Origin of the sequence: Sphingomonas melonis (assembly GCF_013409985.1) — a bacterium.
Lineage (GTDB): Bacteria > Pseudomonadota > Alphaproteobacteria > Sphingomonadales > Sphingomonadaceae > Sphingomonas > Sphingomonas melonis_A.
Map to the genome: position 1 here is coordinate 23,670 of NZ_JACCBY010000003.1, position 11,368 is coordinate 35,037.

Consider the following 11,368-nt stretch of genomic DNA (forward strand, 5'->3'; position numbering starts at 1 on the left):
CTATTTCTTTACGCGAAGGTAGGGCGTGAATTCGGTGAAGCGGCAATAGGCGGAGGGGATCGTCATCCCCGGCGTGATGACGCGGAAGCGGTCGTTCTTGCACAATTGCCCGCCATAGACGTCGACCACCAGCGTGGTCAGCGGCGCGAGCGACGGGCAGGCGCCGACCGGGCCGGTCTTCCACACCCGCGCGCCCTGCGTGTAGAGGATGGTGTGCGAGTCGACGATCGCCGGCCCCTGCGACGTCGGCATCGAAATGCAATTGACCGGCGCCCCCGCCACCCGCCCGGCGAGCGGATCGGACTTGGCGGCGAGCAGCGGCAGCGCCAGCGCGGCGATCAGCAGCGGCCGGATCATTTGCCGTCCTTGCTGTAGCGGACGAACGGACCGAACGAGCAACTGCCGCTGAACGTCCGCGAGGTCGAGTCGACGGTCGTCGCGATGTCGCCCTGGCAGAGCTGCCCGGTGACGCTGCGGGTGATCAGGATGTCGCCGCGCCCGACCCGTTCGCAGCCGCCGGCGGTATCGCTCCGATATTTCAGGCGGTTGCTGACCACATAGACCAGCGTCGGGCCATAGGCCTTGACCTGCGTGGTCGGGACATGCGGCATGCAGGTGGAGGATCGGCCCGGGACCAGGCCCGCCAGTTCCTTGGCCAGATCCGTCGCGGCGGCGGCGCTCGCCTGTTGCGCGGCGGCGACCTGCTGCGGTGTCTGGGTGCAGCCCGCCGCACAGACGGCGAGCAACGCGTAAAGGGGCTTCACGGTCATGATCAGCACGTCTCCTGCACCGCGACCGGAACGTCTCAGCCGCGGAAGTTATCCTTTGCTTCGCGTAGTTTGGCGAACTCATCCGCATTGGCGGCGCGGACGAAGGGGTTGGTCGCCCGCTCCAGGCCGATCGTCGTCGGGACGGTCGCCTCACCCGCGGCGCGGGCCGCGTCGACCGCCGCCATCCGCGTCGCCAGCGCGGCATTGTCCGGCTCGACGGTCACAGCGAAGCGACCGTTCGACTGGGTATATTCGTGGCCGCAATAGACCTGCGTCGCGTCGGGCAGGGCGGCGTAGCGCTGCATGTTGGCGAACATCTCCGCCGGCGTGCCCTCGAACAGCCGGCCGCAGCCGAGCGCGAACAGGGTGTCGCCGGTGAAGATCGCCTGCGCCTCGGCGAGGTGGAAGGCGATATGGCCGGCGGTGTGACCCGGCACGTGCCACACCGTCGCGACCTGCGTCCCGATCCGCACCACGTCGCCTTCGCCGACCTTGGTGTCGAGCGTCGGGATGCGCGCCGCCTCGGCGGCGGGGCCGGTAATCCGGACGCCCGCCGCGCGCAACGCGGCGTTGCCGCCGGTGTGATCGGCATGCCAGTGCGTCGTCCAGACCTGGCCGATCGTCCAGCCCCGCTCCGCCGCGGCGGCCTGCACCGGCGCTGCCTCGCCCGGATCGACCGCGACCGTCTCGGCGCTCACGGGATCGTGGAGCAGCCAGGCGTAATTGTCGGTCAGCACCGGTACGCGGACGATCGCCAGCGTCATGTCACCAGCTCCCGGTGTTCGGCATCGACGCCCAAGGCTCGGCCGCGGGCAAGGGATCGCCTGCCTGCAGCAGCTCGATCGAGATGCCGTCGGGCGTCTTCACGAACGCCATGTTGCCGTCGCGCGGCGGGCGGTTGATCGTCACGCCCGCATCCATCAGCCGCTGGCAGCTGTCGTAGATATTCTCGACCCGGTAGGCGAGATGGCCGAAGTTGCGGCCGCCCGTATAGGTTTCGGGCGGCGTGCCGTCCTCGGCCGGCCAATTGTAGGTCAGCTCGACCTCGGCGCGACGATCGCCGATCCGGCGGTCCTCTTCGGTGGCGAGGAAGATCAGCGTGAAGCGGCCCGCGTCATTCTCGATCCGCCGCACTTCCTCGAGGCCGAGAACGCGGAAGAAGGCGAGCGTCGCGTCGGGATCGCTGACGCGGATCATCGTGTGGAGATACTGCATAGAGGGGTCCTGCGGTTGATGGGCGAGATTTAGGCCCCCAACGCCCCATGCACCAGAGGGTGTCCCTCGCCCGCCGCGGCGGGGAGGGGGCCGGGTTATCGCCCGCTCTGCACCTTGGCCGATACCGGCGCGTCGCCGAACTGCGCCAGCGCGGCGCGTGCATGCTGGCCGGCGGGGACATTGGGAGCGAGCCGCGCCGCCTCCGCCCAGGCGGCGCGGGCGCCGGCTTCGTCCTGCATCGCGGCGGCGATATTGCCCGCCTCGAGCTGTACCGACGCATCGTCGGGCGAGCGGCGCAGCGCCTCCCCGATGTCCGTCTTGGCGCGCGCCATGTTCCCCATCCGCCGCGCCAGCGTCGCCGAGAGCAGCCAGGCGAGCGGATCGTCGCCGGCATGGGTCAGCGCCAGATCGATGTCGCGGCGCGCCGCCGGCAGGTCGCCCGCCGCGACCAGCACCCGCGCATGGTCGAGCTGCGCCTCGCCCAGCGCCAGCCCCTCCAGCGTGCCGGCGACCAGCGCGGTGTCGAGCGCGGCGCGTGCACCGCCGATGTCGCCCGCGGCGAGTCGCGCATTGCCCGCCTGCGCCCAGTAATTGGCGGCGCGCTTGTCATGCGCCAGTTCGGCGGCTTTTGCCGCGGCGGTGAATTCGCTTGCGGCGGCGGCGAACTCGCCCTGCTGCGCCAGCGCGAGACCGGCGCATTGCCGCGCGAACCAGGTGCCGCCACTCGCCGCCCAGCGCGTCGCCTCGGCCTGCGCGGCGGCGGGATCGGTCGCGGCGAGCTGGCGGCAGCGGTCGAAGCGCGCGGCGCGGGGATCGACGTCGGGCACCGTCGCCTTCGGCTTGGGCGCGGCGGGGGCGGGGGCGCGGGCCGGAGCGGGGGAGGCGGCCTGCAACGCCGCGGCCAAAATCAGGATCATCGCAACACATCCTCGGTCGCCCGGATGATCAGCGCGATGTCGGACGCGCGCGACAGCCGGTGGTCGCCGTCCTTGATCAGCAGCGTCTGCACGTCGGCTGAACGGAGCATCTCGCCGAGCCGGACGGTGCGGTGCCACGGCACGTCCTTGTCGACCTGACCCTGGACCAGCCGCACGCGGCCGTCGAAGGGAATCGTCCCGAACATCAGCCGATTGGCCTCGCCCGACTGGAAGAAGGCGCGGGTGTAGACGGTCGGCGCCGGGCCATAGGCGCTGGCCCGCTCCAGCCGCCCTTCGGTGAGGATGGCCATCTTCTCCTCGGTGGTGAAGCCCCAGTCGGTGAAGTCCGGCGCGGGGGCGATGCCGACCAGCCCGCCGACCTGTTCGGGCCTTGCCTTGGCGGCAAGCAGCATCAGCCAGCCGCCGAGCGACGACCCGACCAGCACCACCGGCCCGGTCGCGACCTGATCGAGCATCGCCAGCACGTCGTCGCGCCAGCCGGCGAGCGTCTGGTCCTCGAACGCGCCCTCGCTCTGTCCGCAGCCGCCATAGTCGAAGCGCAGGAAGGCGCGGCCGTGGGCGCGCGCCCATGCCTCGAGCGCCAGCACCTTGGCGCCCTGCATGTCGGAGGCATAGCCGGGCAGGAAGACGATCGTCGGCCCGGTACCGACGGAGTGATGATAAGCCAGGCGGGGGCGAGGAGCTGTCATGGCCGCTGTTTATCGTGCCGAACGCGATGCGTCATCCTTGCTCGGCACGGCGGGGCGGCTAGAATCCCCATAGCATCGTGTCGGTCTCGCCGGCGCAGATGTCGCGCAACGCCGCCCATTCCTGCGCGGTCAGCGCCGGCGTGTAGCGTGCGCCCGCCGTCGCGCTGCGCCGGAAGCGCGCGGCGCGGTCGGCGGACAGCGGGTGGTTGGCGAGATAGGCGAACATCCGCTCCTGGCCGTCGCTACGCCTGGCGAGACGCGCGAAGAAGTCGGCGGTCGGCTGCGGCGACACTCCGGCATCGGCGAGCAGCTGGATCGCATAACCGTCCGCCCGCGCCTCCGCCCCGCGTGAATAAGCGGTGGCGAGCAGCGCATTGGTATAGCCGCCGACATGCCCCTCCATGCCGCCGAGCAGCACCGACAGCCCCAATTGCCGCAGCAGCGATTCCATCACGTCGCGGCCGCGGACGTGGCCGATCTCATGCCCGATCACGCCCGCCACCTCGTCGGGCGAGCGCGCCGCCTGCAACAGCCCGTCGAAGATCACGATCCGCCCGCCGGGCAGCGTCACCGCATTGACCATCGGCAGTTTGACGACATGGACGTCCAGCGTCGGGTCATGCGGATCGATGCGGTTGGCGAGCTTGGCCAGCGCTGCGGCACCGGCGGGCGCGACGCAGCCCTTGCGGCCGAAATCGCCGATCATCACCTCGCCAAGCTGGCGTTCGACCGAGGCGGGCACCATGCGGGCGACCAGCGCCGGTGTCCGCAGCACCAGCACCATGGCGATCGCGGCGAGCACCGCGAACCCGGCCGCCGCCTGCCACAGGCCGAAGCGGTCGACCCAGCCGCCATAGCGGTGCGGGCGGGGCAGGCGTTCCGCGATCGCCGCCGGCGGCGCATCGGTGAAGCCGATCCGCCAGCCGGGCCGGCCCTGCAATCCGAAGCTGCGCGGGTCGCCGTCGCCGTCCGCCGGCGTCAATTGCGCGAAGTCGTAATGCTCGCCGGGCTGCCCGTCCTCGTCGAGGCGGAAGCCGTCGCCATCGGCGACGAGCCGCACCTGCCGGCGCAATGCCGTGCGGCCGTCATAATGCCAGGCCGACGCCGACGGCGCGCCGCCGTCCGGATCAGAAGGCGCCGACATCGAAGGCATCGAGCATCCCTTCGCCCTGGCCCGGTGCGCGGGTTTGCGACTGGAGCAACGTATCCAGCTCGACCTCGCCATAGCCGGCGAGATGGCGGATGAAGAACGCCCAGTTGCGATAGGGCACGAAGATCGACCCGATGCCGAAGGTGACGATCACCAGCGCCAGATTGCCGAGGTAGAGCAGGATCCAGTCCTTGGTCGTCGCCTCGAACCCGAATTCGAGCTTGCCCAGTGAGGTCGCGCCGATCGCCTCGCGGAAGAAGGCGGCGAAATAGGTCATCGCGATCAGCCCGAGGACGCCGAAGAAGAAGACGTAGAAGCCGATGGCGGCGGCGACGATGATCAGGATGGTGCCCGCGCTCGGCACCGTGCCGCGCGCCTGATCGAACAGGCCGGTGCCGGCCATCGTCGCCGCCATCGCCACGAGCGCGACGACCAGCGCGACGGGGAGCAGGTAGAAGAGCAGGAAGCGCCCGAACACCGGTTGCCAGCGCGCCGTGCTGCGGAAGGGCAGCGACCCGAAGCTCATCGCGTTCCACCGCTCGTTCCACAGCCGCGCCATCGACCAGGGCGTCATGAGATAGAGGGTGAACGTCGCGACCAGCGTCTTCCAGAAATAGCTCCAGCCATAGGCGATGCCCTGCTGGCTGCTGCCGCCGCGGATGCCGTGCCACAGGGTGCGGCTGAGCCGGTAGCGCAACGCGCGGAAGCGCGCGATGCCGACCAGGAAGATCAGCGCGAGGTACATCGGGATCGCGATCAGCGCGGCGATGCCGGGATGGCCGCGCATCATCGCGCCCTGCAGCACGAGGTTGATCACGCCGAACGGGAGGATGAAGGCGAGGAAGGCGACGACATAGCCGATGAACAGTTCGAAGCCGGTACCCGTATATTCCAGCCGGTCGTCAATGAAGATCGTGCGGCTCCACAGATAGCGGCGCGTCCGTGCCCGGGCCCAGAAGGTGTAGATGCCGAGCGTGACGATCATCAGCAGCAGGTTGGTGAAGGCGATCGGCGCATAGTTCTGCCAGGTTCCGGTAAACCGGAACGCGCGCGGGCCCGCCGAAGATTCGTCGCTCATGTCTGTTCCCCCCGGCCGCGAATGGAGCCGAGCGGACGGGGGCCGTCAACGCCTCAAGATGATTAACGCGTAGGCCCCGGTCGCCGCGGGGCGACAAGCCGTGTGTCGTCAATCAGATGACGAATTCGACCGTGTGCGTCTGTGCGACGTCGCCGCGCTTGGCGACCATCTCGGCGTGCAGCGCGGCGATCGTGCGGCTGCCGGTGGTGGTGAACACGAACGGCAGCACGCCGTGGATCAGCGCCGCGAGGCCGCCGCCGATCATGCGCAGGCCGAAGCGAGTCGCGACGCCGAAATGCTCGGTATAGGTTTCGCCGACCGATGCCGGATGTTGGGTGAACAGCTTCATGACCCGTACCTCCTGGTCGCCAGTCTACCCGCGCGCGCGCAGCGACTCCAGCATCTCTGCGGCGAGCAGGCTCAGCGTGTCGTCGCGCGCGCCCATCACGACGATCCGGTCGCCGGCGCGCGCCTCGTCCACCAGCATCGCCGCCGCCGCGGCCCGTTCGGCGACGTGGCGGGCATCGCGCCCGCGCGCGGCGAGGTCGGCGACGATATCGGCGCTGGTCACCTCGCGCGCGACGGTGCCGCCGAAATAGACCGGGTCGGGCAGCACGAGGATGTCGCTCGCCGCCAGCCGGGTGGCGAAGGTGTCGACCAGTTCGCGCCGCATCACCTTGAGCGGGCCATAGCCGTGCGGCTGGAACAGCACGAGCAGCCGGCCCGGGAAGGCGTGCAGCGTGTCGAGCGTCGCGGCGATCTTGTCGGGGTTGTGGCCGAAATCGTCGATGACCGCGACGCCGGCGGCCTCGCCGACCAGGTCGAAGCGGCGCCGCAGCCCGGTGAAGCCACCGATCGCGTCCGCGGCGGTGGCGAGCGGCACGCCCGCGGCGACCGCCGCGGCGATGGCGGCGAGCGCATTGGCGACATTGTGCCGACCGGGCACCTGCAACTGCACGCCGATCGGCGCGCCACCGCCGGCGATCAGGTCGAAGCGCGCCGAAAACGGCGCCTCGACGATGGTGCGCGCGGCGAAGTCGGCGTCGCGATCGAGGCCGAAGGTTGCGACATGCGTCGGCGGCAGCGCCGCGGCGAGCGCCGCCGCCTCGGCATTGTCGAGGTTGACGATCGCCGTCTCCGCGCGCGCGATGAAGCCGGCGAACAGGCGGCGCAGCTCGTCCATCTCCTTGTGGTCGAGGCTGACGTTGTTGAGCACCGCGATGCGCGGCCGATATTGGGCGATCGATCCGTCGCTCTCGTCGACCTCGCTGACGAAGGCCTCGCCGTCGCCGACCAGCGCGCTGGCGAAGGGCGCCTGCGGATGGGCGAAATTCTTCATCACCGCGCCGTTCATCACCGTCGGGTCGCGGCCGGCGGCGTGGAGGATCCAACCGATCATGCCGGTGACGGTCGACTTGCCGCTGGTGCCGGCGACGCCGATCGGCAGCGCGCTCTGGTTGAACAAGGTGCTGAGCAGATCGGCGCGGCGCGCCCGCGCGCAGCCGAGCCGGGCGGCGGCGGCGATGTCGGGCACGTCGTCCTCGACCGCCGCCGAGGCGACGACGATCTGGTCGGGCGAGACGATGCCGCTGCCGTCCTGCGGGAACAGCGCGATACCGCGCGCGCGCAGCGCGTCGAACTTGGCGGGGACGCGCCCCTGGTCGAGCCCGCGGTCGGAGCCGGCGACGATCGCGCCCCGCCCGGCAAGGATCGTCGCCAACGGCATCATCCCCGATCCGCCGATACCGACCAGGAAGAAGCGCTTGCCCGCTACCGAGCCGGAAAGATTGCCGTTCGCCATGGCCCTGCGCTATCGACGCGGCTGCGTAGGGGCAAGGCTCTGCGGCGAGGCGGAGCGACGAGACGATGCGGATAGGGGTGGTGGCGCCGGCGAGCATCGGCAACAAGGATGCCGAGGCGCCGTTCATCGCCTTCGCCGCGCTGGCCTATCCCGAGGTTGATCTGGTCGTCCATCCGCAATGCTGGGAGGCCGCGGGCCATTTCGCCGGCGACGATGCACGGCGGGCGTCCGCCTTCCTCGAATTCGCCAATGATCCCGGCTTCGACGCGATCTGGTTCCTGCGCGGCGGCTATGGCTCGAACCGCCTGCTGCCGCTGGTGATGCCGCACCTCGGTCCGGCGGCACGGCACAAGAGCTATCTCGGCTATTCCGACATCGGGTTTCTGCTCGGCGCGCTGTACGCCCGCCGGATCGGCAGGCCCTGCCATGGCCCGATGGCGAGCGACATCCGCCGCAAGGGAGGCGACCGGACGATCGCACGCTCGCTCGGCTGGCTGGCGCGCGGCGACCGGCAGGGGCTGGAACCGGGGCTCGACGGTCGCCCGGCGGCGGCATTCAACCTGTCGATCCTCGGCGCGCTGATCGGCACGCCCTGGCTGCCCGACCTCACCGACCATGTCCTGATGATCGAGGAAGTGTCGGAGCCGATGTACAATATCGACCGGCTGCTGTTCCACATGGGCCATGCGACGCAGCTCAAGGGGATCGCCGGCGTCCGCCTCGGCGCGGTGACCGCGGTGCAGCCCAACGAGCCCGAATGGGGCGATACGCTGGAGTTCATGATCCGGCGCTGGTGCGGCGATCTCGGCGTGCCGTATCTTGGACGGGCGGAGATCGGCCACACGCAGACCAATTGCGTGGTGCCGTTCGGTATCGCCTGACGGCGTCGCCAACCCCGCTCCGTCACCCCGGAACAAGGCCGGGGTGACGGGTGAAATCGGGCAATGCCTCGCGCTTCCGCAGCCGTCGGCGATGAGCAATCGCAGCAACGCTTGCCTATATACCCTGCGCCGCTTTATTCGCGGCTCCCTCAACCAACCTGAAAGTCCATCATGTCCGCCATGTTCCGTATCACGCTGCCCGACGGTTCCGTCCGCGAGGTTGCGCCCGGGACTACCCCGGCGGACGTCGCCGCCGCGATCGGTCCCGGTCTCGCCAAGGCGGCGCTGGCCGCGCGGATCGACGGCCAGGTGCGCGATCTCAACCGCCCGTTCGAGGGCGATACTAACCTCGCGCTGGTCACCGCGAAGGACGAGGCCGACGCGCTCGAGCTCGTCCGCCACGATCTCGCGCATGTCATGGCCGAGGCGGTGCAGCATCTGTTTCCCGGCACGCAGATCACCTTCGGCCCGGCGACCGACGACGGCTTCTATTACGACTTCGCCCCCAAGGATCGCCCCTTCACCGAGGAGGACCTGCCCGCGATCGAGGCGGAGATGCGCCGCATCATCGCGAAGAACGAGCCGTTCACGCGCGAAGTGTGGACGCGCGAACAGCTGATCGAAACCTGGACGAAGCAGGGCGAGACCTTCAAGGCCGAATGGGCCGCCGAGCTGCCCGACAACGAGGAACTGACGATCTATCGTCAGGGCGAATGGCTCGACATGTGCCGTGGCCCGCACATGGTCTCGACCGGCAAGCTCGACCCACAAGCGTTCAAGCTGACGCGCGTGTCGGGCGCCTATTGGCGCGGCGACCAGAAGAACGCGATGCTCAGCCGCATCTACGGCACCGGCTGGCTCAACAAGAAGCAGCTCGACCAGCATCTCTTCATGCTGGAGGAAGCGGCCAAGCGCGACCATCGCAAGATCGGCCAGGAGATGGACCTGTTCCACCTCCAGTCGGAGGCGCAGGGTTCGGTGTTCTGGCACCCCAAGGGCTTCATCCTGTGGCGCCAGCTCGAAGCCTATATGCGCCGCCGGCTCGACGCCGCCGATTATGCCGAGGTGAAGACGCCGCAGCTGATGGACGCCAAACAGTGGGAGCAATCCGGCCACTGGGGCAAATATCGCGAGAACATGTTCGTCGTGCCCGACGAGGTGCCCAATACCGAGGATGAGGGCGCGGTGCTGTCGGGCGAGGGCGACCTGATGGCGCTCAAGCCGATGAACTGCCCGGCGCACGTGCTGATCTTCAAACAGGGGATCAAGAGCTATCGCGACCTGCCGATCCGCATGGCCGAATTCGGCTGCTGCCACCGCAACGAGCCGCACGGCGCGTTGCACGGCATCATGCGCGTCCGCCAGTTCACGCAGGACGACGCGCACATCTTCGTGCGCGAGGACCAGCTCGTCGACGAGGTGCGCAAGTTCTGCGAATTGCTCGACTCGGTCTACAAGCATCTCGGCTTCGACAGCTATGCGATCAAGCTGGCGCTGCGCCCCGAGAAGCGGTTCGGCTCGGAGGAGATGTGGGACTGGGCGGAACAGTCGCTGCGCGACGCGGTCGCCGCGACCGGCCGCGACACGCCCGAATATGGCTGGGAGGAGCTGCCGGGCGAGGGGGCCTTCTATGCGCCGAAGCTCGAATTCCATCTGACCGACGCGATCGGCCGGACGTGGCAGGTCGGCACGATCCAGACCGACACCGTGCTGCCCGAGCGACTCGACGCCAGCTATGTCGGCGAGGACGGCAATCGCCACCGCCCGATCATGCTCCACCGCGCGATCCTCGGCACGTTCGAGCGGTTCATCGGCATCCTGATCGAGCATCACGCCGGGCGCTTCCCGCTCTGGCTGTCGCCGGTACAGGCGGTGGTCGCCACGATCGTCTCGGATGCGGACGGCTATGCCGAGGAGGTGGCGGCGACGCTGCGCAAGGCGGGCATCCGCGTCGAGACCGACCTCAGGAACGAGAAGATCAACTACAAGGTGCGCGAGCATTCGGTGGCGAAGGTCCCGGTGCTGCTCGTCGTCGGCAAGCGCGAGGCGGAGGAGGGTAAACTCGCCGTCCGCCGTCTCGGCAGCCAGGCGCAGCAGATCCTGACCGTTGACGAGGTCGTCGCGATGCTGCGCGAGGAGGCGACTCCGCCCGATCTGCGCTGATGCAATAAGGGGCGGCACGTCTTTCAAAAGATGTGCCGATCCACTATATCGCTTCGCAAACCACCACAGGAGCTATACCCATACGTCCTCCCATGATGCGCCGACCGAACCAGGCGCCGCCAATGAATGGCCCTCGTTTCAACGAGTGGATCGTCAGCCCCAAGGTCCGCGTGATCGACCATGAGGGCGAGAATCTCGGCGTGATGTACACGCGCGAGGCTATGGCGCAGGCGCAGGAACTCGGCCTGGATCTGGTCGAGGTGTCGCCCAACGCGGATCCGCCCGTCGCCAAGTTCCTCGACGTCGGCAAGTTCAAGTACGAGGCGCAGAAGAAGGCGAATCTCGCCCGCAAATCGCAGAAGACGCAGGAGATCAAGGAGATCAAGATGCGTCCGAACATCGACGACCACGATTACGACACCAAGATGAAGAAGGTCGTCGAGTTCATCGAGGAGGGTGACAAGGTGAAGGTCACCATGCGCTTCCGCGGTCGCGAGCTCAGCCACGGCCAGCTCGGCATGGCGGTGCTCCAGCGCGTCGCCGAGCAGGTCGCCGAGGTCGCCAAGGTCGAGGCCTATCCGCGCATGGAAGGCCGTCAGATGCTGATGGTGCTCGCGCCCAAGTAAATGGGCCGATCCGACGCTATCCGTAGCGCCAGGCGGTTTTTCGAACACCGGGTCCGG

Annotated in this window: 13 protein-coding genes; 3 read left to right on the plus strand and 10 right to left on the minus strand. The window is 68.9% G+C overall.

Features of this window, described 5'->3' with window-relative positions; translation table 11 throughout:
• The 10 genes from HD841_RS10745 to HD841_RS10790 all read right to left on the minus strand — a co-directional run bounded on the left by HD841_RS10745 (nt 1) and on the right by HD841_RS10790 (nt 7,641).
• A complete protein-coding gene (locus tag HD841_RS10745) occupies nt 1–357 on the minus strand; it encodes a hypothetical protein (RefSeq protein ID WP_218845516.1) in 357 nt (118 codons plus the stop codon).
• Entirely contained in the window at nt 354–770 is a 417-nt protein-coding gene (locus tag HD841_RS10750) for a hypothetical protein (RefSeq protein WP_179508906.1), read from the minus strand. Before HD841_RS10750 ends, HD841_RS10745 begins: the two co-directional genes overlap by 4 nt.
• A 35-nt stretch (nt 771–805) precedes the next feature.
• The gene (gene gloB, locus HD841_RS10755) at nt 806–1,534 is read right to left on the minus strand and encodes a hydroxyacylglutathione hydrolase (RefSeq protein WP_179508907.1); all 729 of its coding nucleotides are present in this window, start codon (nt 1,532–1,534) and stop codon (nt 806–808) included.
• Between the two features lies 1 nt (nt 1,535).
• A complete protein-coding gene (locus tag HD841_RS10760; RefSeq protein ID WP_179508908.1) occupies nt 1,536–1,985 on the minus strand; it encodes a VOC family protein in 450 nt (149 codons plus the stop codon).
• Nucleotides 1,986–2,080: 95 nt separating this feature from the next.
• Nucleotides 2,081–2,902 (minus strand): tetratricopeptide repeat protein, encoded by an 822-nt coding sequence (locus HD841_RS10765; RefSeq protein WP_179508909.1) that lies wholly within the window; start codon nt 2,900–2,902, stop codon nt 2,081–2,083.
• A complete protein-coding gene (locus HD841_RS10770) occupies nt 2,899–3,612 on the minus strand; it encodes an alpha/beta hydrolase (protein WP_179508910.1) in 714 nt (237 codons plus the stop codon). Before HD841_RS10770 ends, HD841_RS10765 begins: the two co-directional genes overlap by 4 nt.
• Nucleotides 3,613–3,670: 58 nt before the next feature.
• Nucleotides 3,671–4,765: a M48 family metallopeptidase gene (locus tag HD841_RS10775; protein ID WP_257015448.1), complete on the minus strand. Its 1,095-nt coding sequence runs from the start codon at nt 4,763–4,765 to the stop codon at nt 3,671–3,673.
• Nucleotides 4,740–5,840 carry a YjgN family protein gene (locus HD841_RS10780; RefSeq protein ID WP_179508911.1) on the minus strand — a complete coding sequence of 367 codons (1,101 nt, stop codon included), beginning with the start codon at nt 5,838–5,840 and terminating at the stop codon, nt 4,740–4,742. The genes HD841_RS10775 and HD841_RS10780 overlap by 26 nt, the downstream gene beginning before the upstream one ends.
• Before the next feature lie 112 nt (nt 5,841–5,952).
• Nucleotides 5,953–6,189, minus strand: a complete 237-nt coding sequence (locus HD841_RS10785; protein WP_179508912.1) for a DUF6356 family protein — start codon at nt 6,187–6,189, stop codon at nt 5,953–5,955.
• A 24-nt stretch (nt 6,190–6,213) separates the two neighbouring features.
• Entirely contained in the window at nt 6,214–7,641 is a 1,428-nt protein-coding gene (locus HD841_RS10790) for a Mur ligase family protein (protein WP_179508913.1), read from the minus strand.
• A 65-nt stretch (nt 7,642–7,706) separates the two neighbouring features.
• Here HD841_RS10790 and HD841_RS10795 point away from each other — a divergent pair, with 65 nt between their 5' ends.
• The 3 genes from HD841_RS10795 to infC all read left to right on the plus strand — a co-directional run bounded on the left by HD841_RS10795 (nt 7,707) and on the right by infC (nt 11,311).
• The gene (locus HD841_RS10795) at nt 7,707–8,522 is read left to right on the plus strand and encodes an LD-carboxypeptidase (RefSeq protein WP_179508914.1); all 816 of its coding nucleotides are present in this window, start codon (nt 7,707–7,709) and stop codon (nt 8,520–8,522) included.
• 171 nt (nt 8,523–8,693) lie between these two features.
• On the plus strand, nt 8,694–10,685 hold the full coding sequence (gene thrS / locus HD841_RS10800) for a threonine--tRNA ligase (RefSeq protein ID WP_179508915.1): 1,992 nt from the start codon (nt 8,694–8,696) through the stop codon (nt 10,683–10,685).
• Between the two features lie 92 nt (nt 10,686–10,777).
• Nucleotides 10,778–11,311: a translation initiation factor IF-3 gene (infC, locus tag HD841_RS10805; protein WP_037534495.1), complete on the plus strand. Its 534-nt coding sequence runs from the start codon at nt 10,778–10,780 to the stop codon at nt 11,309–11,311.
• The last annotated feature ends 57 nt before the right edge of the window (nt 11,312–11,368 follow it).

What these genes read in the sequence shown, in the direction of transcription:
- HD841_RS10775 (WP_257015448.1), bottom strand. Translation starts at nt 4,765, where the DNA reads ATGCCTTCGATGTCGGCGCCTTCTGATCCGGACGGCGGCGCGCCGTCG.
- HD841_RS10760 (WP_179508908.1), bottom strand. Translation starts at nt 1,985, where the DNA reads ATGCAGTATCTCCACACGATGATCCGCGTCAGCGATCCCGACGCGACG.
- HD841_RS10785 (WP_179508912.1), bottom strand. Translation starts at nt 6,189, where the DNA reads ATGAAGCTGTTCACCCAACATCCGGCATCGGTCGGCGAAACCTATACC.
- thrS (WP_179508915.1), top strand. Translation starts at nt 8,694, where the DNA reads ATGTCCGCCATGTTCCGTATCACGCTGCCCGACGGTTCCGTCCGCGAG.
- HD841_RS10765 (WP_179508909.1), bottom strand. Translation starts at nt 2,902, where the DNA reads ATGATCCTGATTTTGGCCGCGGCGTTGCAGGCCGCCTCCCCCGCTCCG.
- HD841_RS10745 (WP_218845516.1), bottom strand. Translation starts at nt 357, where the DNA reads ATGATCCGGCCGCTGCTGATCGCCGCGCTGGCGCTGCCGCTGCTCGCC.
- HD841_RS10780 (WP_179508911.1), bottom strand. Translation starts at nt 5,840, where the DNA reads ATGAGCGACGAATCTTCGGCGGGCCCGCGCGCGTTCCGGTTTACCGGA.
- infC (WP_037534495.1), top strand. Translation starts at nt 10,778, where the DNA reads ATGATGCGCCGACCGAACCAGGCGCCGCCAATGAATGGCCCTCGTTTC.
- HD841_RS10795 (WP_179508914.1), top strand. Translation starts at nt 7,707, where the DNA reads ATGCGGATAGGGGTGGTGGCGCCGGCGAGCATCGGCAACAAGGATGCC.
- gloB (WP_179508907.1), bottom strand. Translation starts at nt 1,534, where the DNA reads ATGACGCTGGCGATCGTCCGCGTACCGGTGCTGACCGACAATTACGCC.
- HD841_RS10750 (WP_179508906.1), bottom strand. Translation starts at nt 770, where the DNA reads ATGACCGTGAAGCCCCTTTACGCGTTGCTCGCCGTCTGTGCGGCGGGC.
- HD841_RS10770 (WP_179508910.1), bottom strand. Translation starts at nt 3,612, where the DNA reads ATGACAGCTCCTCGCCCCCGCCTGGCTTATCATCACTCCGTCGGTACC.
- HD841_RS10790 (WP_179508913.1), bottom strand. Translation starts at nt 7,641, where the DNA reads ATGGCGAACGGCAATCTTTCCGGCTCGGTAGCGGGCAAGCGCTTCTTC.